This window comes from Pigmentiphaga litoralis (assembly GCF_013408655.1).
GTDB classification, from domain to species: domain Bacteria; phylum Pseudomonadota; class Gammaproteobacteria; order Burkholderiales; family Burkholderiaceae_B; genus Pigmentiphaga; species Pigmentiphaga litoralis_A.
Window position 1 is genome coordinate 255,930 of sequence record NZ_JACCBP010000001.1, and the last position, 22,902, is coordinate 278,831.

Consider the following 22,902-nt stretch of genomic DNA (forward strand, 5'->3'; position numbering starts at 1 on the left):
TGGTGTCTGGTGGGAAATCGGTGCGCGGATCGCGCGGTCAGAAGGCCTTGGCGACCTGCAGCCAGATGCGCGGCACGTGGCGGGTGCCGTCGGTGTCCTTGCCAGTGGCCGGGTTGGCCAGCTCGTTGTCACCAATGCGCCAGGCGATGCTGAGGCGGGCATTCCAGCCGCCCAAGCTGGCCCCGGCGCCTACGCCCGCGCCCGAAAGCTGCACGCGGCGCGGGCCGGTAAACGTGGCGTAGCTGTTGCGGGCGGTGCGCACCGACCCGGTATCGGCGAAGGCGGTCAGGCGGAATTCCGGGGTGACGCGATAGTTGAGATCGACATTCAACAGCCAGCCTTCATCGCCGCCGGCTTCGTTGACCGGATAGGCGCGCACGCCGGCCGGACCGCCCAGGTAAAACTTTTCGGACGAGTCAAGGTTGTCGCTGGCGAACTGGCCGGTCAGCGCGGCCGTCAGCGCCAGGCGCGGCGTCAGGGTCTGCTGGCGGGTCAGGTTCCAGTACAGCTTCTGGTAGCTGCCTGCCGCGCGCGGACCGATCGCATCGGTCTGCGAACTGCCCACGTCATTCAGGCGCAGGCGCCCGGCCGTCAAAATGGCCGAGTAGGACGTCAGCCCGCCGCCCTGGAAGCTGTCGTAGCGGCTGCCGGTCACGCCGCCGCTGGCGCTGCGGGTGCGCTTGTCGCTGACCGTCAGGCCCTGGGCTTCGTTGTCGTAGTCGCGCTGGTCGACCGCGCCAATCAGGTTCAGGTTGTGCAGGCGGCCGCGCAGCAGCGGGTAGCTGGCGGTCAGGCCGGCCGTGGTCGAATCGCCTTCCGCATTCAGGCGCGAAAAGTCGCCTTTCAGTTCATAGTCGAGCCGCGATGCGTTCACGCCCAGCTTCAGGCCTTCCACACCCACCGGCGCCACGTAGGCCACCCGGCCGTACTTGAGGCCTTCGCTGGCCAGCACCCGCACGCTGGCCTGGTCGCCAAAGCCCAGCGGATTGTTCAGGTTCAGGGCGCCCGATGCCTGGAATTCCCCGGTGCTGCGCGCGCCGGTGTTGCCCGCATCCACAAAGCCATCGACCCGCGGGCCGTCGGCCAGACGCAGGATCAGGTCGGTGTCGCCCAGTTGCTTGCCGGCATCCAGCGTGGCGCTGGCCTGCACGCCCGGCAGGTCGTTCAGGAGCAGCATGGCGCGTTCGACGGCATCGCTGCGGAAGGGCTGGCCGGGCTGCTGGCGCGAGGTCAGGTAGCGTGCGGCGCGGTCGGTATCGAAGCGCGCAGGCGGGTCGCCGGCTTCCACGCGGACCGATGAAAAGCGGCCCTCAATGACCTGGATGATGACGGTGCCATCGGCAATCTTTTGCGGGGGCAGGAAGGCCCGGGCCAGGTAGCCCGACGCCCGGTAACTCTCCATGATCGCCTGGGTTGCTTTTTCCAGGTCGACCAGCGTGACCTGCTGGCCGATCAGGCCCGACAGGGCGTTCATCAGGACCGCTTCGTCCATCAAGGTCACGCCTTGCAGGACGACACGCTGCAGCAGGAAGGACGTACCCGTGGGCGTGGCGGAAGGGGTGGGGCGGTCGATGGCGGCATCCGGGGCCGGCGCCGTGGTCCGTGGCTGCTGCTGTTCGATGCCTCGCAAAAGCGTACCGGCATCGGGAACCGCTTGACCAAGCGCGGACGTGGAAATGCAAAGCAATGCCGAACCGGCGAATGTCTGGACCTTCAAAACAGCTCCTGCCACGAGGGCGTTAGGTGAGGATGCGTTCGAAGGTTAATCGGCCGGTCTTGTGAATACGTGAAAGTTCGTACGAAAAGTTACGTGAAATGGCTTGGGGTAAACCCTAGGTAAAAAATTGCAAAGCCGTAACTGGCTGTGTCACGCCGGATCATCGATATATTTACGATCCGCTTGTAAGCCCTTGAATGGCAGAGCATTTTTTACATTTCAGCAGCCTTACAACACTGTTTCCGGTGCCTGACCATCATCCGTAAGAACTACGCCTACAGGTTAACCCCGACATCATGGCCGGCGCAGGGAACGTATCCGTTTCAGGAATATGTATCAATAAATGACAAAACCGGTCTGGCAAGAGAAGGAATCTCACCAGACCGGTTTGGCCAGATACTCACCGATCAGGGCTGCGGCGGGGCGTTGAGGCTTGCCACGAAGGCGCGCCAGCCGCCGAACTCCGACACATCCCGTGCGCCGTTGACGGCCCAGGGCTCGCAAATGAAACCGTGCACCTGGCTGCCGTCCGCCAGGGTCAGGCTGCCCAGGCCGAGTGGCGCAAGGACCTGCTTCAGGAAGGCGCCTACCTGCGTCAACGGCAGTTGCCAGACCTCCACCGCGATCGCCACGCCGCCTTCTTCCACCTTGACCAGGCCCGGCTTGGGCGGGACGGTATTGGGCAGGGCGTAGAGCTTGTACGTGGGCGCCGTTGTCGTGGCTTCCACGAACTGTGCGCCCAGGTCGGTCAGCTGCCAATTCAGCGGCATGCCCGTCAGGTGCGCGCCGACAACGGTAATCGGCAGGCTGAGTGGCATCGGAGGAATAATCGGACGCGGTTCAGGCAGCGGTTCGCCGGTCGCGCCGAGCGTCAGGCCGGTCGAATGATGGAAACGTTGTCCCAATTGCGCCAGCCGCCAGTCGGAACCACCCTTGCCGATCAGGGTGATGCCGAAGGGCAGGCCGTCGGGCCGCATCGATGCCGGCACGGCCAGCGCGGCCCACTGCAGCAGGTTGACGAAGTTGGTGTAGCGGCCCAGACGGCGGTTGGCGTTGATCGGGTCGGCCAGCATCTCGTCGATGGTGGGATGGTTGGGCGCGGTGGGGACCACCAGCACGTCGATGTCCTGCCATATCGGCGCGAGCCGCACGCGCGCGTCTTCCAGCTTGATCTGCATGTCCAGGACATCGGCCGCGGTGTAGCGGGTGCCCGCGCCGATGATCGTGCGGACCGGCTCGATCACGGCGTCGGGCTGCGCGTCAAAGAATGCCTGGATGGCCTGATAGCGTTCGGCCACCAGCGCGCTTTCGTACAGCCACAGCGCGACTTCGTTCAGCGGAGCATCGTCGATGGCGACTGCCGTGCCGCCCAGCTCGACCAGCCTGGCGCACGCGGCCGCAAATTCGGCTTCGGACACGGTGTCGCCGGCAAAGTCGGGAACGGCAGGCACGCCGAAGCGGAAGGTCGCGGGCATGGCCGTCAGGTCATAGGGCAGGGCGGTGCCGGCGGCCATCACGTTCAGGGCGTCGACCGCGTCAGCGACCGTGCGGGCAAAGATGCTGGCGGTATCGAAGCTGCGCGACGCGGGGTAGACCCCGGTGGCGCTGAGCAGTCCGAGCGAGGGTTTGAGGCCCACGATATTGTTGAATCCGGCAGGCACGCGGCCCGACCCGGCCGTATCGGTGCCTAGCGCGATGTCGGCGGCGCCCGTGGCAACCGCCCAGGCCGATCCGCTGCTGGATCCGCCGCTGACATATTCCGGGCGCAGCGCATTGGGCACCGCGCCGTAGGGCGAGCGCGTGCCGTTCAGGCCGCAGGCGAATTGATCCAGGTTGGTCTTGCCCACGATGGCCGCACCGGCATCGAGCAGTTTCTGCACCACATCGGCGCTCTTGTGCGGCGTATAGGCAAATTCCGGCGCCCCGCAGGTCGTCGGGATGCCGGCCACGTCGATGTTGTCCTTCACGGCAACCCGTCGGTTGGCAAGGGGACCGGTGGTCAGGGTTTGAATGGGGGCGGCGAAATGGCGGATCCAGGCGGACATGATGTTCTCGTTCTAAAGGTGATCATCACAAGCAAGGCGCGTACCAGTTGTGTACAAGTTTGTACGCGAACAGAAGCACGGTTCGGCATCAGTCCCCGGCGGATCCCGTCCAACGGTACTCGGGATCACCCAGGGTGGCGCGCAGCAGGTCGATGAACACCCGCACCCGCTGCGGCAGATGCTTGCGCTGCGCGAACACCGCGTGAATGCCATTGGGCGGGGCGGCATAGGCGTCCAGCACCGTCACCAGGCGGCCCTGCGCCAGGTCGGCTTCCACTTCCCACATCGACCGCCACGCCAGCCCGCGGCCCGCCAGCGTCCACGCATGCAGCACCGCGCCATCCGTGCATTCCATATTGCCCGAGACCCGGTGGGCCACGACCTTGTCATCGATACGGAACAGCCAACCCCGCGCCTGGTTGCCGCCGGTGCCGAACGACAGGCAGTTGTGCCGCGCCAGGTCGTCCGGATGTTCGGGCGTGCCGTGCTGCGCCAGATAGGCGGGCGCGGCCACCACCATCCGCCGGTTATCGGCCAGGCGCACGCTGACCAGGCTGGAGTCTTCCAGGTCGCCGATCCGGATGGCGCAGTCGAAGTTGTCGCTGATCAGGTCCACCAGCCGGTCGCTCAGGTCCAGCGTCACGGTAATGCCTGGGTAGTCGTCGATCAGGCGCGGCAGCAGCGGTGCGATATGGCGCCGCCCGAAGCCAGCCGGCGCTGTCACGCGCAAGGGTCCGCTGGGCGTGCCGCCGCCCGCCGATACGGCGTTTTCGGCGCCTTCCATGGCGGCCAGGATGCGTTGGCATTCTTCAAAGAAGGCGCCGCCTTCGGCGGTCAGCGAAATGCGCCGCGTGGTCCGTTGCAGCAGCTTGACGCCCAGGCGGGCCTCCAGCGCGTCGATGCGCCGTCCGATCACGGCGGGTGCAACGCCTTCCAGGCGGGCAGCCGCCGACAGGCTGCCGCGCAACACGGCGGCCACGAAAGTTTCGATCTGTTTGAAGCGGTCCATGCGGCCCAGTGTAACTAGGTCGCTCCGCCGCTGAGCAACGCCGTCAGCCGGTCGATGTCGAGCGGCTTGGTCAGGTGCTGGTCGAAGCCAGCCTTCAGGCAGCGCTGCACATCGGCTTCCATGCCGTAGCCGGTCAGCGCGATCGCCAGCTTGCCGCCGGTGCGATCGAACATGCGCAGCACGTCGATGCCGTCGCCATCGGGCAGGCCCATGTCGCTGACCAGGGCGTCGAAGGTGTTCGAGGCCAGCGTGTTGCGCGCATCCGCCACCGAAATGGCCACCTTCACGATGTAGCCCAGCTCGCTCAGCAGGAACTGCATGGCTTCGGCCGTATCCGCGTTGTCTTCGACCAGCAGCAGTCGCACCGGGGTGCGCCGCGATCCGGCGGTCATGGGTGCCGCCACGCCAGAGGCGCCCTCGCGCGCATCGCCCGCGTAGTCCAGGGTCAGGGTAAAAGTTGCACCCCGTCCTGCGCCGTCGCTGTGCACGTTCAGCGTGCCGCCGTGACGCTGCGCCAGCGAACTGGCAATCGCCAGTCCCAAGCCGAGTCCGCCGCGCATTTCCCCGGGTTCGTTGTCGCCCTGGTCGAAGGCATTGAAGATGCGCTTGAGCGCTTCCTGCTGGATGCCGATACCGGTGTCCGATACTTCGACCGTGACCTTGTCGCGCCGGGGCGGCAGCAGGGTGATGCGGATGGTGCCGGCCTTCTGTGTGAACTTGATCGCGTTCTTGAGCAGGTTCCACAACACCTGCTGCAGACGCGCCGGATCGGCCTGCACGATGACCGGCGCCGGCAGCGGCGTGTACAGCAATTCGATGCCCTGCGCGGCGGCTTCGTCGCGGAAGACGTCGGCCATGCCGCCCAGCAGCGTGACCAGATCGGTCGGCTCGAAGTGCAGCGTCAGCTTGTCGTTGACGATCTTGGAGATGTCCAGCAGATCGTCGATCAGGCGCGCCTCGATCTCCACGTTGCGCTTGATCAGTTCCACGCTGCGGCGCGCCTTGGGCGGCAGGTCGGTCTGCATGTCCAGCGCCTGCGCGGCGGCGTAGATCGGGCCCAGCGGCGTGCGCAATTCGTGTGACAGCACCGCCAGGAAGTGATCTTTCGCCCGGTTGGCGTTTTCGGCCTGTTCCTTGGCGGCCTGCAGCAGGTCGGCGGCCACGCGCGTGTCGGTCATGTCCCGCACGATGCGCGAAAACCCGCGCACCTCGCCGTCATCCCCGAAGATCGCCGTGGTCACCACCGACCCATAGAACGACGTGCCGTTGCGGCGGCGCAGCCAGCGTTCTTCCGACGTGCTGCGCATGGCGCCGATCAGCGCCAGTTCCTGGTTCAGCGCCTGCGACATGGCCTGCGAGACGGCCTGCGGCGAGCCGCGCGGCGTGTCGTCGGGCACAAAGAACATGTCATAGGTCTTGCCCAGCACTTCGTCGGCGCTGTAGCCGAAGATCCATTCCGATGCCTGATTCCAGCTTTCGATCACGCCCGTGGTGGACATGGCAATCACCGAGTAATCGCGCAGGGCGTCGATCAGCTGGCCAAAGTAGGTTTCGCGTTCGCGCAGCTTGCGTTCGGCGTCCTGCCGCGACCGCTTTTCGGTGGCCTCGGCCAGCGCGCGGCGCACGACGATAGGCAGGCGTTCCAGCCGCTGCTTGAGCACGTAATCGGTCGCGCCTTCCTTGAGCATGTCGACCGCATGTTCTTCGCCCAGCACGCCCGACACAAAAATGAAGGGCAGGGGATGCGGCCGGGACATCAGGATGCGCAGCGCTTCCGGACCCGAAAACTGCGGCAGGTGGAAGTCGGACAGCACCAGGTCAAAATCACCGGTATCCAGCGCCGCAGTAAAGCTTTCGGCCGTATCGACAATCGTGACCTGCACGTCGAGCATCGCCAGCTCCAGCCGCTGCAGCGACAGGTCGGCATCGCGCGGGTCATCCTCCACCATCAGTATGCGGATGACTCCCGTGTTCAACGCGGCTTCGGCTTTGCCCAATCGTTTATCCGTTGGCAGTGGAGCGGGCGCGGCGCAGCGACCCTGGCGGCGGTTCATTCAGCACCGCCCAGAACACCCCCAGGTCGCCGATCGCGCGGACGAAATCCTGGAAGATCACGGGCTTGACCACATAGGCGTTCACGCCCAGGTCGTAGGCGCGAACCAGGTCGCTTTCTTCGTTTGACGACGTCAGCATCACGACCGGCGTGGCCTTGAGCGAGGCATCGCCGCGGATCACCTTGAGCACTTCAAGCCCGTCCACCTTGGGCAGCTTCAGATCGAGCAGGACGACGGCAGGGTTGCCCTCGTCGCGATCCGCATGCGCGCCGCGGCGTTGCAGGTAGTCGAGCGCATCCGCGCCATCGCGCGTGATGATGACGTCGTTGGCCAACTGGCTTTTTTCAAGCGCAATCAGCGTCAGTTCCAGGTCATGCGGGTTGTCTTCGACCAGCAGGATCGGTTTGAGCATGTTCAACCTCGTTTCTGGGTCCGTGTGGCGGCGGCTGCCGACCCCGGATCCGGGAGCGCGACGTAAAACGTCGCGCCCTTGTCGATCTCTGCTTCGGCCCACACGCGTCCGCCGTGACGCTCGACAATGCGGCGTACGTTCGCGAGGCCAATGCCCGTCCCTTCGAAATCTTCCATACGATGCAGACGCTGGAAGACCCCGAAAAGTTTCGGCGTGTACTTCATGTCGAAGCCCACGCCATTGTCTTTCACATAGAACACCGTCTCGCCGTCGCCCTGCATGGCGCCGATTTCGACACGCGCATCGTCGCGCTTGCGGGTGTATTTGATGGCATTGGAAATCAGGTTGCGCAGCGCCAGGTGCAGATAGGCCGCGTCGCCATAGGTGCGCGGCATCGGGTGGATCACCCATTCGATGTTGCGGTGCTGGATGTCCGGCTGGAACTCGCGCACGATCTGGTCGATCACCGGCGTCAGATCGACATTGGACGGCCGCAGCGCATTGCGGCCCATCTGCGAAAAGGTCAGCAGCGAGTCGACCAGGTTGCCGGCAAAGCGGGCGGAATCGCCAATATTGCTTAGAAAGCGCACGCCCTTTTCGGACAGCTTGCCGCCCTCGTATTCGTCCAGCAGTTCGGCATAGCCGGCAATGTGCCGCAGCGGCGCGCGCAGGTCGTGCGACACGCTGTACGAAAACGCTTCGAGTTCCTTGTTGGTCCGGTCGAGTTCGTTCGCCATGTCGGCCAGCTCTTCCGCCTTGCGCAGCACGATGCCCAGCACGGCGGCGCGCAGCTCGGCGGCGGCATCCACCACCGCGCGATCCCAGCGGCGCGACTGGCCGCGCACTTCCTGCTGCCAGGACTGGAAGCTTTTGCGCGGATGCAGCCGCAGCGTGCCGTTCTCTTCCTTCACGTCCTGCTTGGTCGGCGCACCCGCCCACTCGATGGTCCGCAGCTGCTGCGGCCGGAACCACAGGATGAAGTTCGCGTGCAGCTCGGAAATCGACACGGCCAGCACGCCGCTGGCATCTTCGATGATCGGCTCGAAGTCCGGTTCGATCAGGGTGAGCCGGTCGGTGTGGAACACATCGCGCTCGGGCTGCGACGCAATGTAGGTGCACAGGGCCTTGATCGTCATGCGATCGGGCGTCTCGCCAAAGGTCAGGCATTCGTCGCCCGACACAATGGCGGCGCCCGCGGCTTGCGCAAAGTTCAGGAAGGTCTCGGGCATGTGATACAGCCCGCGCGCCACGCTGTCGTGGTCGGCCATGGACGACAGCATGCGGACCAGCAGCTGGCGCAATTCCAGCCGGCGTTCGGTATCGGCATGGGCTTCGCGCGCTTCGACCTGCAGCGACACCATCTTGCCCAGCAGATCGCAGGCGACGCGCGTCTGCACAGGAACGGTCAGCGGGTCCGTGTTGTGGCAGGAAATCATGCCCCACAGGCGGCCTTCGACGACGATCGAAATCGACATCGACGCCATCGTGCCCATGTTGCGCATGTATTCCAGGTGCACCGGCGACACGCTGCGCAGCGCCACGTTGCTCAGGTCGGTCGGGCCGCCGGCCGGCCACTCGGGCGGCACCAGGCGCGACGGGGTGTACATGGCGTCCGGGATCACGCGGATCCGGTTCAGCACATACAGTTCGCGGGCCTGCGCCGGGATGTCGGACGCCGGAAACTGCAGTCCCAGGAAGGCGTCGTAGCCACGATCCACGCGCTCGGCATTGACGCGGCCATGGCCTTCCTCGTCAAAGGCATACGCCGTGACCCGGCCGAATCCCGTCACGCGCTTGACCTCGGCCACCGCCAATTCGCACACGGCGTCGGTCGTGCGCGCCTGCTGGAGCTGGGTCACGAACGAGATAAGCGAGGGATACATGGCCGCGGCGCCCAGCATGCGGACGGCTGCCGGTTCGAACTCGGCCATCAGCAGATTGCCGATGGCATGGATGACCATGTCGAATTCGTAAAGGGCGCCGTCGGCGTGGCGCAGCGAGGTGCTCAGGTGATGCGGCGTGAGACTGCCCGCCGTCAGCTGTTCAAGTTCGACAGCCAGCGTCGCGGTATCGCGCTGCATCAGTTCGGCCAGCGAGCGGCCGATCACCGCCTCGGCCTTCATGCCAAGGTGGGTCTCGATCGACGTGCTGGTCTGGACGACCGCCAACGAGACACGATCCAGCACCAGCAGGAAGCCGTGCGGTTGCACGCTGCCGGGGATCCGGATCGGTTCGTTTGCGCAGTTGTCCAGTTCGACCGTACTGAGTGTTCGACTGGTCTGGGTCACTAAGAAAATCGCCAAGGCCTTGGAGAGGCGCTAATGATAAGAAATATCCCTTATGCGCTCCAGCGGCCTTGGCGATTTCGACACGTTTTGACGCTAAAAATTGTGTGTCTTGTTACCGATAAGAAAGGATTTGGTGAGGATCCTTCAATGCTCAACGCTGGCCGCGGTGTGCCCAGGCCGTTGTGCGCTTTTCGATGACGGCAAACAGTTCGTACATGGCCATGGCCATCACGCCAATCACCATCAGGCCCGAGAAGGCCAGCGGCATCTTCATGGACGACCCGGCCGACACCAGCAGGTAGCCGATGCCTTCGTTCGACGCGTTCATTTCGGACACGGTCGACCCCACGAAAGCCAGGGTGATCGCCACCTTGAGCGACGCAAAGAAGTAGGGCATGGAACGGGGCAGGCCGACCTTCATCAGCACATCCATCCGCTTGGCGCCCAGCACGCGCAGCACGTCTTCCAGTTCGGGTTCCAGCGTGGCCAGGCCGGTCGCGATGTTGACCATGATGGGAAAGAACGAGATCAGGAAGGCAGTCAGCATGGCGGGGCCGATGCCGATGCCGAACCACACCACCAGCACTGGCACGAAGGCCGCCTTGGGCAGGGCATTGAAGGCGGTCATCAGCGGGTACACGGCGGTGTAGGCCATGCGCGAACTGCCGATCAGGAAGCCCAGCAGCACACCGACCACGATCGAAATGCCGAAGCCGGTCATGGTCACCCAGAAGGTGCGCCATGCGTGGCCGGCAATCACCGGGGCATAGTCGATCGTGGCCTGCAGGATCTGCGACGGGCTCGGAAAGATGAACTCGGACACGTTGAAGACGCGGCAGATGATCTCCCACAGGGCGATCACGGCCACGAGCAGGGCAAAGGGCGCGGTACGTTCGGCGAAACGGGTCATGGAATGGCTCTCAGGTCGAACGGACGTGGCCGATCTGGGTCCGCAGTTCAAGAACGATGCGGTTGAATTCGTCGGTGTAGGTGGTCTCGAGTTCGCGCGGGCGCGGCAGCTCGACTTCGCGGCGCGACAGGATTCGGCCCGGACGCTTGCTCATCACATAGACGGTGTCGGCAAGGAACACGGCTTCGCGCAGGTCATGCGTCACCAGGATCACGTTGAACCGCTGTTCGGTCCACAGGTCGCGCAGCACGCACCACAGCTCTTCGCGAGTGAAGGCGTCCAGCGCGCCGAAGGGCTCGTCCAGCAACAGCATTTTGGGTTCATGGATCAGCGCGCGGCACAGCGAGGCGCGCTGCTGCATGCCGCCTGACAGTTCCCACGGAAACTTGTCTTCATAACCGGACAATCCCACGGTCGCTAGCAGCTTGCTGGCGCGGGCCATGTGTTCGTCCCGCTTGGCACGGAAGGTGGAACGATACGGCTCGACGATCTCGAGCGGCAGCAGGATGTTGTCGATGGTCGTGCGCCAGGGCAGCAGCGTTGGCGCCTGGAAGGCCATGCCGGCAATCTTGAGCGGGCCGGTCACGGGCTGGCCTTCGACCTTCACCGAGCCGCGCGTGGCCATCTTCAGGCCGGTCGTCAGCTTCATGAACGTGGACTTGCCACAGCCCGACGGGCCGACGATGGCGACGAATTCGCCCTGCGTGATGGACAGCGTCACGTCCTCGACGGCATATTCGCCGGCGCGCGCCAACGCGTCGGTATAGGCCAGCGAAACGTGCTGGAAATCGACAAAAGGAGTCATGGAAAGCTACGCAAAAGGTGCCCCGCCATGATGGCGGGGCGGACGGCGAAGGGGTGAGACGCTCAGTTCTTGGCGCGCAGCACGCCAGCGGTCAGGTCCTTGGCGGGCAGGAAGGAACGGTCGAACGCCAGGTCGGGGTTGACCGGCGTCTTGGTGGCATAGGTGCTCGCCACTTGCGACGCCATCAGGGCCATGCGGCCCGGGTTGATGTCGCCGAAGCCTTCGGCGCGCGCGTCCGGCGTGTCGATCGCGGTCTGGATCGCCAGGCGCAGGCGCTTCAGTTCCAGCGGCTCGTCGATGATGCCGTCGCGCTCTTTCACGGACTTGATCGACGCGGCCGGATCGGCGATCACGTCACGCGTGGCCTTGGTGATGGCGCGCAGGAAGCCCTTGACCGCTTCCGGGTTGTTCTTGGCGAATGCGCGGTCGGCAATGATGGCGTTGCCGTACAGCTTCACGCCGTATTCCGGGAACAGCATGATGTTGATGTCGCTGTCCTTCACGCCGCGGGCGTTCAGGTTCAGCAGCGACGTGAAGTAGAAGCCGGTGATGGCATCCACGTCGCCGCGCGCCAGCATCGTTTCACGCAGGGCCGGTTCCATGCTGACCCAGTTCACCTTCTTGTCGTCGATCTTGTTGGCCTGCGCAAAGATCGGGAACGACCGGCGGCCACCGTCGAACGACGGTGCGCCGATCTTCTTGCCTTCCAGATCCTTGGGGGTTTTGATGGCGGCTTTCTTGAGCGAGAACACGGCGGCCGGCGTGTTGTTGTAGACCATCATCACGCCCGTCGGCTGGTTTGGCGCGGTGGGGTTGTTGCCCTGGAATTCCATCAGCGCGGCCAGGTCGGCAAAGCCCATTTCATAGGCGCCCGACGCCACGCGGTTGACCGCGCCGCCCGAACCGTTGCCCGCGTCGATCGTGACGTCGAGCTTTTCCTGCTTGAAGTAACCCTTCTTGGCAGCCACCAGGAAGATGGCGCTGGGGCCTTCGAAACGCCAGTCGAGCTGGAAGCGGATCTTGGTGTCCTGCGCCGCGGCGGGCGCCGCCCACGCGCCGGCCATCGCGACGACCAGGCTGGCGAGCACGGCGCGGCGGCCCTGGGTGCGGGAGAATTGCTTCATGGTGGTCGTTCCTCAAGTCGCGCCGGCTGGACACTGCCGCCGGCTGTCAGGTTTTCTGAATGGGTTGTCACCCTCGGGCGCCCCGGGACGGATCCCCGTCCTGGTGCATCGCAGTCACCAGGCTGGTGCCAGAGAGTATTGCAAGGTGTTAAAAGCAGGAACCGTGCCCATCCGTGTCCGAGGCCCGGCGCACCACCTTCGCCCATGCGCCGGGTGCGGTATCGTTGCGGCTCAGCCTTCCAGGATCCCGACCATGTGCCAGCTTCTCGGCATGAACTGCAATACCCCGACCGACATCGTCTTCAGCTTTACCGGCTTTGCGTACCGGGCCGGCCGCACGGGCGAACATATCGATGGCTGGGGCATCGCGTTCTTCGAAGGACGCGCCGTGCGCCACTTCGTGGATCACCAGGCTGCCCTGGTCTCGCCGATTGCCGACCTGATCCGGCGCTACCCGATCAAATCGACCAACGTCATTGCCCACATCCGCAAGGCCACGGTCGGCTCGGTCATCCTCGAGAACTGCCATCCCTTCATCCGCGAGATGTGGGGCCGCTATTGGGTCTTCGCCCACAACGGCGACCTGAAGGCCTACGAGCCCGTGCTGGACGGCCCGTACCAGCCCGTCGGCTCCACCGACAGCGAACGGGCCTTCTGCTGGATCCTGCAGTCCTTGCGGGCCCGCTTTGCCGAGCGGCCGTCGCGCGACGTGCTTGCCGAGGCGCTGCGGGGCCTGTGCGCCGACATTGCCACGCACGGCACCTTCAACATGATGTTGTCGGATGGCACCGAGCTGTATGCCCACTGCTCGACGCGCCTGCATTACCTGGTGCGGCAGCATCCGTTCGCCACGGCCAGCCTGTCCGACGACGAGGTCACGGTGAACTTTGCCGAGGTCACGACGCCCGATGACCGGGTGGCCGTCATCGTGACGGAGCCCCTGACCGCGAACGAAACCTGGCTGCCGTTCGCACCGGGCGAATTGAAGGTATTTGTGGACGGCGCACCAGTTTGATGCGCCAGCCGGCGCTGGCGCATCGTTATGGTGCGTTCACGCGTCGGTGGCCAGCCGTTCCAGGAAATCCAGGGTCAGGTCCGCGGCCAGCTGTGCGTCGTCGGCCGTCATGATTTCCAGCGGGTTGTGGCTGATCCCGCCATTGCCGCAGCGCGTGAACAGCATGGTGATGGGCGCCACGTCGGCCAGCTTCATGGCGTCGTGTCCGGCGCCCGAGGGGAGGGCATGGGCGGGCAGGCCCCGCGCGGCAATCGCGTCCGACCAATACGCCATTTCGTGCGGCGCGCAGGGGGCGGCGGCGGCGCGCATCAATTCTTCGGTCACCACGGTGATCTGGCGGCGCGCGCAGATCGCCGCGATCTCGGTTTCCAGATCGGCCACGGCCGCGTCCCGCACGGCGTTGTCGGCCGCGCGGATATCCAGCGACACCGTGCACGCGCCCGGAATCACGTTGACCGACCCGTTCGGCACGGTCAGCACGCCCACCGTGCCGACCAGCGACGGCGTGCTGCCGCAGCGCCTTTCCACCGCCAGCACGATCTCGGCCGCCGCGGCTGCCGCATCCCGCCGCATGTTCATGGGCGTGGTGCCGGCGTGGCTGGCCACGCCGCGCAGCGTCAGCATCCGCCGCACGCTGCCCGCAATCGACGTCACCACGCCAACCGGCAGATTGCGTTCGAACAGCACGGGCCCCTGTTCGATGTGCACCTCGAAATAATGCTTGAGCCGCGCCACGTCCACCGCGGCGGCGTCAATGGCTTCGGGGTCCAGGCCCGCGGCCCGCAGCGCGTCGCGCATCGCGATGCCTTGTGCATCGACCGCGTCCAGCACGGCCGGATCGAAGCGGCCGACATAGGCTGACGATCCCAGGAAGGTGCTGCCGTAGCGCACGCCTTCTTCTTCGGCAAACGCCACCACGTCCAGGTCGTAGGGCAGGCGGCGGCCGGCGCGGTGCAGGTGTTCGACCAGCACGATGGGCAGCAGCACGCCCAGCCGGCCGTCGTACTTGCCGCCATTGCGCACGGTGTCGTAATGGCTGCCGGTGGACACCAGCGCGGGCGCGTCCACGGCCGGATCGGCGCGGTAGCGCCCCACCACATTGCCGATGGCGTCGTGGCGCACGCTGTCGAATCCGGCGGCCTGCATCCAGGCGGCGATCTGCGCCGCCGCCGCGCGGTGCGCCGGCGTCAGGTAGGTGCAGGTCAGGTCGTCCGGCGAATCCGAATGGCTGGCCAGGGTCTCGGCCCACTGCATGATCTGCTCGCCAAAGGCACGCGGCTGCGGCAGGCGGTCGGCCAGGCGGATCTCGGCGATGCGGTCGATCTGGCGCAGCGCCTCATTGAATTCCTGATCGGGCGCATGCCGCAGCCGCCGTTGCCAGGCCGCGATGATCTGCGTGCGTGTCAGTCCCGCGCCGGTCGGACCGCGCACCGCGATGATGAAGGGAAAACCGAACCGTGCACGGTAATCGGCGTTCAAGGCTTGCAGCGTGGCGAACTCTTCGGGCGAGCAGGCATTGAGTCCGGCCCGCGCCTGTTCGCCGGCCGAGTCGGCGGTGAGTTCGCCCGCGATGGCGGCACGCCCGGCCAGTTCCGGGTGCGCGCGGATCAGGGCCAGCTGTTCTTCGCGGGTCGCCTCGCGCACCGCAGTGGCCATGGCGAACTTCAGCGCGGCGGCGGACCGGAACGGCCGCCGGGCAGCGGCGCGTTCCATCACCCACGGGCTGTGTTCGTACAGGCCGTCCAGGCGCTGCGTGAAGTCGCCGATGCTGGCCGCGTTCAGCACGTCCAGGGTCAGCGGCGCCGGGGCCGCGATGGATGCGGATGCGGGTGAGGCGGTCGAGGGGGTCGGGGCAGAAGGCGTGGTCATCACAGGGCGGTAGAAGGGTAGGGGTGGTGCTGCTGCCAGTGGCGCGCGATGTCGATGCGGCGGCACACCCACACGTCGGGGTGCTTTTCCAGATGGTCCAGGAAACGCTGCAGGCCGCGGAAGCGCCCCGGGCGGCCCAGCAGGCGGCAGTGCATGCCGATCGACAGCATGCGCGGCGACTCGGCGCCTTCTTCGTACAGCACGTCAAAGCTGTCACGCAGGTAATCGAAAAAATGGTCGCCGGTATTGAAGCCCTGCGGCGTGGCAAACCGCATGTCGTTGGTGTCCAGCGTGTACGGCACCACCAGGTGCGGCACTGTGCCGCCCTGCGCGGCTTCCACCTGGGTCCAGAACGGCAGATCGTCCCCGTAGTAATCGCTGTCGTACACATAGCCGCCATGTTCCACCACCAGCTTGCGCGTGTTGGGACTGTCGCGGCCGGTGTACCAGCCCAGCGGCCACTGGCCCCCGGTCAAGCGGCGAACGATCTCGGTGCCGATGCGCATATGTTCGCGTTCGGTGGCTTCGTCCATGCCCTGGTAATGGATCCACCGCCAGCCGTGGCACGCGATCTCGTGCCCCAGGTCCACGAAAGCCTGGGTGACTTCCGGGTGGCGTTCCAGCGCCATGGCCGCACCGAACACGGTCAGGGGCAGGCCGCGCTTTTCAAATTCTTTCAGGATGCGCCAGACGCCCACGCGCGAGCCGTATTCGTAGATCGACTCCATGCTCATGTGACGGTCGGGGTAGGCCGCCGCGCCGACGATTTCCGACAGGAACTGTTCCGACGCCGGATCGCCATGCAGCACCGAATTTTCGGCGCCTTCTTCATAGTTCAGGACGAACTGCACGGCAACGCGTGCGCCACCGGGCCAACGGGCGTCGGGGGGAGTGCGGCCGTAGCCGACGAGATCGCGGGGATAGGAAGTCATGGACGAAGGTGGGTGCTGAGCGACCTGAAACTATATACACTTTTTGCCTGGCGCCGAACCGCCTTTGGCTTGGTCGCACCCACCCCGTCGCGTCCACTTCGTTGTATCCACTCAGGAATCCCATGGGCAAATTGACCACACACGTTCTCGACACCGCGCACGGCTGCCCCGCCGCCGGGCTGGCCATCTATCTGTATCGCCTGACTGACGCTGCCGACCCCGCGTCGGCCGTGCTGGTGAAGCGGGTCGTGACCAATGACGATGGGCGGGTCGACGGCCCCCTGCTGGAAGGCCCGGACTTCGTCGTGGCGGCCTACCGCCTGGTATTTGCTGCCGGTGCCTATTTCGCCGCGCGCGGCATCGACCTGCCCGAACCGCGGTTTGTGGATCGTGTGGCGCTGAACTTCGGCATTGCCGACGCCAGCCAGCATTTCCACGTGCCGCTGCTGGTCAGCCCGTGGAGCTGGAGCACGTATCGCGGCAGTTGACGTCCCGGTATCGAGCCCGACCCGGGGGCGCATGCGTGCAGCGCACGGGCCCCCGCATGCAGCGCGCGGGTGCACACCCGTTCAGCCCGACGGTCCCCGCTGCAGACTCACCGCGGGCCCGATACACGCCACGATCTGTTCCCGCAGCCAGCGCACCGGCGCTTCCCGCCGTGCTCGCGCATGCCACAGCAGGCAGTACTGCAACGGGGGCAGGGCGATCGGCAAGGGCAACACCTTGACGGGCAAGGTGCTTGCAAAGAACTGCGTGAAGCGCTGACCCGTCGTCAACAGCAGATCGGTCTGCGTCAGCACATACGGAATCACGCTGAACACTGGAAACTCCAGGGCAATGCGACGGGTATGACCCGCGCGCGCAAGCAGCGTATCCACGGTGCTGCGCAGCCCCGGCCGCATGGCCGTGGGTGCCGCGTGCTGCGCCTGGAAGTAGGCGGCGGCCGTCAGCGGCCGGTCCGCCAGCGGGTGGTGGCTGCCCAGCATCACCACCAGTTCATCGTCCATGATCGGCAAGCGGTGCAACTGCGCCGGCGGGTCGGGCCAGTTGGCGATCACCAGGTCCAGCCGGCCATCCGCCAGTTTTTCCGCGTAGTCCTGGTCGTCGGTCAGCGGATGTACGGTCAATCGGACATCAGGCGCGAGCTGGCGCAGGCGTCCCGCCAGGCGCGGCAGCAGCATCGGGTCCAGATAATCCGGCGCGGCCAAGTGCAATTCGCCTTCGGCGCGCTGCGGATCGAAGCGCGGCGGCGGGGCCAGGAAATGGTCGGCCTGCAGCAACAGTTCGCGCGCAGGCGCTTCCAGCGATAGCGCCGTAGCGGTAGGCACCACCCCGCCTGCGGCGCGCACGAACAGCGTGTCGCCGGTCAATTGCCGCAGCCTCGCCAGCCGCGCCGACAGCTGCGGTTGCCCGACCCCTAGCCGGATGGCGGCGCGGGATACGTGCAGGGTGTCGAGCAGCGTCAAAAAAGCCTGCACGTCGGCCAGGCTCAGGCGGGACAGATCGCTGCGGGGCGTGGTGGGGGAGGGATTGGAAGGCGTGGGCATGGAGGGAGTTTTGTCGCTCGAACCGGTCTGTGCAATGGGGTCATCATCGGACGGTGATGATGGTTATCACTGAAACAGGATGATAGCGCTGCGCTGGCAGCGTATGTTGTGGGACTGCACGTCCTTTTTCCAGCTTGCCGCCGATTCTGGCGGACCTCCGGTGCCCGCCATGACTGCTGCTTCCTCCGATTCTTCCGTCAACGCCGCGTCGCCATCGATGTCATCGCCGCCTGCATCCACGTCGTCGTCCCAGCACTCGGCGCCGTCTTCGGCGTCTGCCTCGGGTTCCGAACGTCCCATCCGCTTCTGGCTGGGCGACCGGCAGGTCAGCGTCGACCACGCGCCGCCCACGCTCACGTTGCTCGAATGGATGCGCGAACGCGGCGGCTGTGCCTCGGTCAAGGAAGGCTGCGCGGAAGGGGACTGCGGCGCATGCACCGTGGCCGTCACCGACCTGGACGCCAACGGCGAACCGCAAGTCCGCGCCGTCAATGCCTGCATCCAGTTCCTGGGCACGCTGGACGGCAAGGCCGTACAGAGCGCGCAAGACATCGCAACTGCCGACGCCCTGCACCCCGTGCAGCAGGCCATGGTCGACTGCCACGGCTCGCAATGCGGCTTCTGTACGCCGGGCTTTGTCATGTCGATGTTTGCGCTGTATGAAACCCGCCGCGCCGCCGCCGGCCGTGGCCTCGGTGGCAACGACAGCCGACAGCCTGGTAGCGACAGCAGTCACGAACCTGGCCGTGACATCAGCCGCGACGACGCCTTGCGCGCCCTGTCCGGCAACCTGTGCCGCTGCACCGGCTACCGTCCGATCGTCGATGCCACCCGCGCCATGTGCGCGGCGCCTTGGCAGGGGCCTGACATGGACCTATGGAAGACCCGTCTGGCCCAGGTCGCCGCAGACGGCGATGCGATCTTCGCGTCGGGCGCCGACGTCGCCGCGCAATGGCCGGGTCACACGGCCGGCCGCTTCTACGCGCCACGCAGCGTGTCATCGTTAAGCGCGGTGCTGGCCGAACGGCCGCAGGCCCGCATCGTGGCAGGGTCGACCGATGTCGGCCTGTGGGTCACCAAACAGCATCGCGCCGTGGGCGATGTGGTGTGGCTGGGCGCGGTGCAAGAACTGCAGGGCATGCAGTCGCAGCCGGGTGATGCTGTCGCGGCGCAAGTGTGGGGCGACGGTACGCCCGTGCTCGAGATCGGCGCGGCGGTCAGCCTCAGTGACGCACTCGACGCCTTGCTGCCGCACCTGCCCAACTGCGCCCTTTACTTCGATCGCTTTGCATCCACTCCCATCCGCAACGCTGGCACGCTGGTCGGCAATCTGGCGAACGGTTCGCCCATCGGCGATTGCCCGCCGTTGATGCTGACCCTGGGCGCGAGCCTGGTGCTGCATCGGGACGGCGTGGAACGGGTCGTACCGCTTGATGACTTCTATCTGGGTTATCAGAAAAACTGCCTGCAAGCCGGCGAGTTCGTGCGCGCGGTGCGCGTGCCGCTGCCGGCGGGTGTCGTCGTCCATGCCTGGAAGGTGTCGAAGCGGCTGGAACAGGACATCAGCGCCGTGGCCGTGGCCACGGCTTTCCGCCTGACCAAGGGCAAGGTTGCGGCCGTGCGCATCGGCGTGGGCGGCATGGCCGCCGTGCCCAGCCGCGCCCCCAAGACCGAAGCGGAATTGCTGGGGCTGGAGGTGTCGGAAGAAGGCGCTCTGGCAACTGCCTTGCAGACCCTGCGCAACGAATTCGCACCGCTGGACGACCTGCGCGCCAGCGCGGCCTACCGTCGCCAGGTCGCTGCCAACCTGTTGCAGCGATCGTGGCTCGCCCTGCAAAGCGCTACGCCACCGGATGCGGCTGGCGCGGTGTCATCGGCTGCAACCGCTGCAACCGCTGCAACGGCTGCATCGGGCGCCGCGCCGTCGACCCCATCGGGCCGCGCGTCCTCCACGCATTCCGTCCATTCCCTTGCCGACCTGTCGCCCATCCTGATGGAGATCACGCCATGAACGCACCTGACCGCCCCGGCGTCCTCGCGCTGCCTGTCGACGCGCGCAGTTGCGGCACATCGCCGGCGCATGAAGCCGCGCATCTGCACGTCAGCGGCCGCGCGCTGTATGTCGACGATGTGGCCGAGCCGCAAGGCACGCTGTTCGTGGCGCCTGTCCTGTCCAAGGTTGCGCACGGCCGCTTGCGTGGGATAGCCACGGCGGCGGCCCAGGCCTTGCCCGGCGTGGTGCGCATCATCGTTGCCGCCGATCTGCCCGGCACCAACCTGCTGGGCTCGGCGCAAGACGAACCGGTGCTGCCCGCCGAGACCGTCGACTATGTCGGCCAACCCATCGCGCTGGTGGTCGCGCGCAGCGCCAAGGCCGCGCGGGTCGCGGCACGGGCCGTGGTGGCCGATATCGGACCCCTCGTGCCCATCCTGAGCATCGACGCCGCACTGGAAGCCGAAGCCTATGTGCTGCCGCCGGTGCATCTGGTGGAAGGCGATGTGCCGTCGGCGCTTGCCGCATCGGCCCACGTGCTGAAAGGCGAATTCGCCGTTGGCGGACAGGAACAGTTCTATCTGGAAGGCCAGATAGCGTTGGCCTTGCCTGGCGAAGACCGCACGATGAAAGTGCTGTCGTCCACCCAGCATCCCGGCGAAGTCCAGCACTGGGTGGCGCATGCCCTGCACGTGCCGACGCATTCGGTGCAGGTGGAATGCCGGCGGATGGGTGGCGGCTTTGGCGGCAAGGAAACGCAGGCCGGACAGATCGCAGTGTGGGCAGCGGTGGCCGCATGGCTGACGCAGGCGCCCTGCAAGATGCGGCTGGATCGTGACGATGACTTCCTGATCACCGGCAAGCGGCATGACTTCATAGGCCGCTGGACCGTCGGCTTCGACGACGACGGCAAGGTGCTCGGCATCGACATGCTGCAGGCCGCGCGTTGCGGGTTTTCAGCCGACCTGTCGGGTCCGATCGCGGACCGCGCCATCTTCCATACCGACAACGCCTATTTCCTGCCCGCGATCGCCATCCACAGCTATCGCTGCAAGACCCATACGCAATCGAACACCGCGTTCCGCGGCTTTGGCGGACCGCAAGGTGTGGCGATGATCGAAGCCATCATGGACGACATCGCGCGCCATCTGAACCTGGATCCGCTGGCGGTACGCACCGTCAATCTGTATGGCGATGCGCCGCGCAACCGCACGCACTACGGCATGGAAGTCGAAGACAACATCCTGCCCGACCTGCTGCCCCGCCTGGCGGTCGATTGTCAGTACACGGAACGCCGCGCCGCCATCGCGGCTTGGAACGCGACCCAACCGGTGATCAAACGCGGCATTGCCATCACACCTGTCAAGTTCGGCATTTCGTTCACGGCCACCATGTTCAACCAGGCAGGCGCCCTGGTGAACGTCTATACCGATGGTTCCGTCACGGTGAATCATGGCGGAACCGAAATGGGGCAGGGATTGCACACCAAGGTCTGCCAGATCGTGGCGGACACCTTGGGCATCAGCCTCGACAAGGTGCGCATCACCGCCACCGACACGGGCCGCGTGCCGAACGCGTCGGCGACTGCCGCATCCAGTGGCACGGACCTGAACGGCCGCGCGGCCGAATTTGCCGCGATCGAAATCCGCGAACGGCTGCGTCGTTACGTGGCGCAGGCGCATGGCGTGTCGCTGGAAGACATCAGCATCCGCGCGAATGAAGTGCACCTGCCCGGCAAGACCTTGCCCTTTGTGCAGGTGGTCCAGCAGGCCTATGCCGCGCGCGTGTCCTTGTGGTCCGACGGCTACTATGCGACGCCCAAGATCCACTACGACCGCGTGACCATGCGCGGCCGCCCGTTCTACTACTTTGCCTATGGCGCAGCGGCGTGCGAAGTGGCCATCGATACGCTGACGGGCGAGACCCGCCTGCTGCGCGCCGACATCCTGCATGACGTGGGCCGCTCCATCAATCCGGCCATCGACATCGGCCAGATCGAAGGCGGTTTCGTGCAGGGCGTGGGCTGGCTGACGTCCGAAGAACTGGTGTGGAAGGCCGACGGCCTGCTCGCCACGCACGCGCCGTCCACCTACAAGATCCCGACCGCGGCCGACGTGCCCGAACAGTTTTCCGTGACGCTGTGGCACGAGGCCAATCGCGAAGACAATGTGTTCGGATCCAAGGCCGTGGGCGAACCGCCTTTCATGCTGGGCTTTGCCGCGTTCTTTGCAATCCGGGAAGCGGTGGCTGCGGCGCGTGTGGACAGTGCTGACGCTGCAGCGGACGCTCGCGTCTCGCTGTCTGCCCCGGCCACGCCAGAAGCCGTGTTGCGTGCGATCTCGGCAGTCCATGCTTAACGATTCGTTGTTGCCTGTCTCGGCGCACGCGTATGCGTCTGCCTGCCGCGGCGCATCGCGCCCGGCGTGTGTGGTGCGGATCACCGCCGTGCACGGCAGCGTGCCGCGTGCCACCGATGCGTCGCTGGTCGTGGATGCACAGGGATTTGGCGGCACGATAGGCGGCGGGCATCTTGAACTGGAAGCCATCCGGCTCGCGCGGGAAAAGCTGTCCGCCGATGCCAGTTTTCCCGCCGACGAACGCCGCTTTCCATTGGGACCGTCGCTGGGTCAATGCTGTGGGGGCGCCGTCGAACTGCGTTTCTCGCCATTGGCGGATGCCGATCTGCCTGCGCTTGCGGCCCTTGAGCCGCCCCGCCGAGCCGTCTGGCTCTACGGCGCCGGCCACGTTGCGCGGGCCATTGTCTACGCCTTGCTGCCGTTGCCGTTCGAGATCCACTGGGTCGAGACGCGCGACGAAATGCTACCCGAAGGACCGTTCCCGCCGCACGTCGTCCTGCATCACACCGACGACGCCGCGGCGGAAGCCAGGCAGGCGCCGGCGGGCGCTTGCCACCTGGTGATGACGCACAGCCACGCCATCGACTTCGACATCGTGCAGGCCGTGCTGGCGCGCGGCGATGCCGGGTACTGCGGGCTGATCGGTTCCGCCACCAAGCGGACCACATTCGAGCGCAGGCTGGCCGCCCGCGGCATTGCGGACGACCGCATTGCGGCCATGGTGTGCCCGATCGGTATCGCCGACCTGCCGGGCAAACGCCCGGAAGTCATTGCCGTGGCGGTGGCGGCGCAACTGCTGGGCTGGTCGCTGCACGATCGTTGAAG

General features: G+C 65.9%; 17 protein-coding genes. 5 read left to right on the top strand and 12 right to left on the bottom strand.

What is annotated here, in order from left to right:
* Nucleotides 1-37: 37 nt before the first annotated feature.
* The 9 genes from HD883_RS01020 to HD883_RS01060 form a co-directional block, all read right to left on the bottom strand.
* Nucleotides 38-1,630, bottom strand: a complete 1,593-nt coding sequence (locus HD883_RS01020; RefSeq protein ID WP_179588248.1) for a ShlB/FhaC/HecB family hemolysin secretion/activation protein — start codon at nucleotides 1,628-1,630, stop codon at nucleotides 38-40.
* Between the two features lie 494 nt (nucleotides 1,631-2,124).
* Nucleotides 2,125-3,762: an allophanate hydrolase gene (gene atzF / locus HD883_RS01025; RefSeq protein ID WP_179588247.1), complete on the bottom strand. Its 1,638-nt coding sequence runs from the start codon at nucleotides 3,760-3,762 to the stop codon at nucleotides 2,125-2,127.
* 88 nt (nucleotides 3,763-3,850) lie between these two features.
* Nucleotides 3,851-4,771, bottom strand: a complete 921-nt coding sequence (locus tag HD883_RS01030) for a LysR family transcriptional regulator (RefSeq protein WP_179588246.1) — start codon at nucleotides 4,769-4,771, stop codon at nucleotides 3,851-3,853.
* A 14-nt stretch (nucleotides 4,772-4,785) separates the two neighbouring features.
* The gene (locus HD883_RS01035; protein ID WP_257021943.1) at nucleotides 4,786-6,768 is read right to left on the bottom strand and encodes a hybrid sensor histidine kinase/response regulator; all 1,983 of its coding nucleotides are present in this window, start codon (nucleotides 6,766-6,768) and stop codon (nucleotides 4,786-4,788) included.
* A 4-nt stretch (nucleotides 6,769-6,772) separates the two neighbouring features.
* Nucleotides 6,773-7,237, bottom strand: a complete 465-nt coding sequence (locus HD883_RS01040; RefSeq protein WP_179588244.1) for a response regulator — start codon at nucleotides 7,235-7,237, stop codon at nucleotides 6,773-6,775.
* A gap of 2 nt (nucleotides 7,238-7,239) precedes the next feature.
* Entirely contained in the window at nucleotides 7,240-9,525 is a 2,286-nt protein-coding gene (locus HD883_RS01045; RefSeq protein WP_179588243.1) for an ATP-binding protein, read from the bottom strand.
* Between the two features lie 151 nt (nucleotides 9,526-9,676).
* Complete coding sequence (locus HD883_RS01050; protein ID WP_179588242.1) at nucleotides 9,677-10,435, bottom strand: ABC transporter permease; 759 nt, start codon at nucleotides 10,433-10,435, stop codon at nucleotides 9,677-9,679.
* A gap of 10 nt (nucleotides 10,436-10,445) precedes the next feature.
* Nucleotides 10,446-11,240: an ABC transporter ATP-binding protein gene (locus tag HD883_RS01055; RefSeq protein ID WP_179588241.1), complete on the bottom strand. Its 795-nt coding sequence runs from the start codon at nucleotides 11,238-11,240 to the stop codon at nucleotides 10,446-10,448.
* 62 nt (nucleotides 11,241-11,302) lie between these two features.
* The gene (locus HD883_RS01060) at nucleotides 11,303-12,304 is read right to left on the bottom strand and encodes an ABC transporter substrate-binding protein (protein ID WP_257022366.1); all 1,002 of its coding nucleotides are present in this window, start codon (nucleotides 12,302-12,304) and stop codon (nucleotides 11,303-11,305) included.
* Between the two features lie 313 nt (nucleotides 12,305-12,617).
* Between HD883_RS01060 and HD883_RS01065 the strand changes: the two genes are divergently transcribed.
* Nucleotides 12,618-13,379 carry a class II glutamine amidotransferase gene (locus tag HD883_RS01065; RefSeq protein ID WP_179588239.1) on the top strand — a complete coding sequence of 254 codons (762 nt, stop codon included), beginning with the start codon at nucleotides 12,618-12,620 and terminating at the stop codon, nucleotides 13,377-13,379.
* A gap of 36 nt (nucleotides 13,380-13,415) precedes the next feature.
* On the opposite strand, the gene HD883_RS01070 is transcribed toward HD883_RS01065, so the two are convergent.
* Together HD883_RS01070 and puuE are read right to left on the bottom strand one after the other, a co-directional pair.
* Nucleotides 13,416-15,248 (bottom strand): allantoate amidohydrolase, encoded by a 1,833-nt coding sequence (locus tag HD883_RS01070; protein WP_179588238.1) that lies wholly within the window; start codon nucleotides 15,246-15,248, stop codon nucleotides 13,416-13,418.
* Nucleotides 15,248-16,180 carry an allantoinase PuuE gene (puuE, locus tag HD883_RS01075; RefSeq protein ID WP_179588237.1) on the bottom strand — a complete coding sequence of 311 codons (933 nt, stop codon included), beginning with the start codon at nucleotides 16,178-16,180 and terminating at the stop codon, nucleotides 15,248-15,250. Before puuE ends, HD883_RS01070 begins: the two co-directional genes overlap by 1 nt.
* Nucleotides 16,181-16,302: 122 nt before the next feature.
* Between puuE and uraH the strand changes: the two genes are divergently transcribed.
* Entirely contained in the window at nucleotides 16,303-16,668 is a 366-nt protein-coding gene (gene uraH, locus HD883_RS01080) for a hydroxyisourate hydrolase (RefSeq protein ID WP_179588236.1), read from the top strand.
* Nucleotides 16,669-16,749: 81 nt separating this feature from the next.
* Here the strand turns inward: uraH and HD883_RS01085 are convergent, their stop codons facing one another.
* On the bottom strand, nucleotides 16,750-17,727 hold the full coding sequence (locus HD883_RS01085) for a LysR substrate-binding domain-containing protein (protein WP_179588235.1): 978 nt from the start codon (nucleotides 17,725-17,727) through the stop codon (nucleotides 16,750-16,752).
* 169 nt (nucleotides 17,728-17,896) lie between these two features.
* Here HD883_RS01085 and xdhA point away from each other — a divergent pair, with 169 nt between their 5' ends.
* The 3 genes from xdhA to xdhC are packed head-to-tail and all read left to right on the top strand — an operon-like array spanning nucleotide 17,897 to nucleotide 22,900.
* Nucleotides 17,897-19,738 (top strand): xanthine dehydrogenase small subunit, encoded by a 1,842-nt coding sequence (gene xdhA / locus HD883_RS01090; protein WP_179588234.1) that lies wholly within the window; start codon nucleotides 17,897-17,899, stop codon nucleotides 19,736-19,738.
* On the top strand, nucleotides 19,735-22,077 hold the full coding sequence (gene xdhB, locus HD883_RS01095; RefSeq protein WP_179588233.1) for a xanthine dehydrogenase molybdopterin binding subunit: 2,343 nt from the start codon (nucleotides 19,735-19,737) through the stop codon (nucleotides 22,075-22,077). Before xdhA ends, xdhB begins: the two co-directional genes overlap by 4 nt.
* Nucleotides 22,070-22,900, top strand: coding sequence for a xanthine dehydrogenase accessory protein XdhC (xdhC, locus tag HD883_RS01100; protein WP_179588232.1), 831 nt, complete (start codon nucleotides 22,070-22,072; stop codon nucleotides 22,898-22,900). The genes xdhB and xdhC overlap by 8 nt, the downstream gene beginning before the upstream one ends.
* Nucleotides 22,901-22,902 lie beyond the last annotated feature (2 nt).

What these genes read in the sequence shown, in the direction of transcription:
- uraH (WP_179588236.1), top strand. Translation starts at nt 16,303, where the DNA reads ATGGGCAAATTGACCACACACGTTCTCGACACCGCGCACGGCTGCCCC.
- atzF (WP_179588247.1), bottom strand. Translation starts at nt 3,762, where the DNA reads ATGTCCGCCTGGATCCGCCATTTCGCCGCCCCCATTCAAACCCTGACC.
- HD883_RS01085 (WP_179588235.1), bottom strand. Translation starts at nt 17,727, where the DNA reads ATGCCCACGCCTTCCAATCCCTCCCCCACCACGCCCCGCAGCGATCTG.
- puuE (WP_179588237.1), bottom strand. Translation starts at nt 16,180, where the DNA reads ATGACTTCCTATCCCCGCGATCTCGTCGGCTACGGCCGCACTCCCCCC.
- xdhC (WP_179588232.1), top strand. Translation starts at nt 22,070, where the DNA reads ATGCTTAACGATTCGTTGTTGCCTGTCTCGGCGCACGCGTATGCGTCT.
- xdhA (WP_179588234.1), top strand. Translation starts at nt 17,897, where the DNA reads ATGACTGCTGCTTCCTCCGATTCTTCCGTCAACGCCGCGTCGCCATCG.
- HD883_RS01065 (WP_179588239.1), top strand. Translation starts at nt 12,618, where the DNA reads ATGTGCCAGCTTCTCGGCATGAACTGCAATACCCCGACCGACATCGTC.
- HD883_RS01040 (WP_179588244.1), bottom strand. Translation starts at nt 7,237, where the DNA reads ATGCTCAAACCGATCCTGCTGGTCGAAGACAACCCGCATGACCTGGAA.
- HD883_RS01060 (WP_257022366.1), bottom strand. Translation starts at nt 12,304, where the DNA reads ATGGCCGGCGCGTGGGCGGCGCCCGCCGCGGCGCAGGACACCAAGATC.
- HD883_RS01055 (WP_179588241.1), bottom strand. Translation starts at nt 11,240, where the DNA reads ATGACTCCTTTTGTCGATTTCCAGCACGTTTCGCTGGCCTATACCGAC.
- HD883_RS01050 (WP_179588242.1), bottom strand. Translation starts at nt 10,435, where the DNA reads ATGACCCGTTTCGCCGAACGTACCGCGCCCTTTGCCCTGCTCGTGGCC.
- HD883_RS01070 (WP_179588238.1), bottom strand. Translation starts at nt 15,248, where the DNA reads ATGACCACGCCTTCTGCCCCGACCCCCTCGACCGCCTCACCCGCATCC.
- xdhB (WP_179588233.1), top strand. Translation starts at nt 19,735, where the DNA reads ATGAACGCACCTGACCGCCCCGGCGTCCTCGCGCTGCCTGTCGACGCG.
- HD883_RS01030 (WP_179588246.1), bottom strand. Translation starts at nt 4,771, where the DNA reads ATGGACCGCTTCAAACAGATCGAAACTTTCGTGGCCGCCGTGTTGCGC.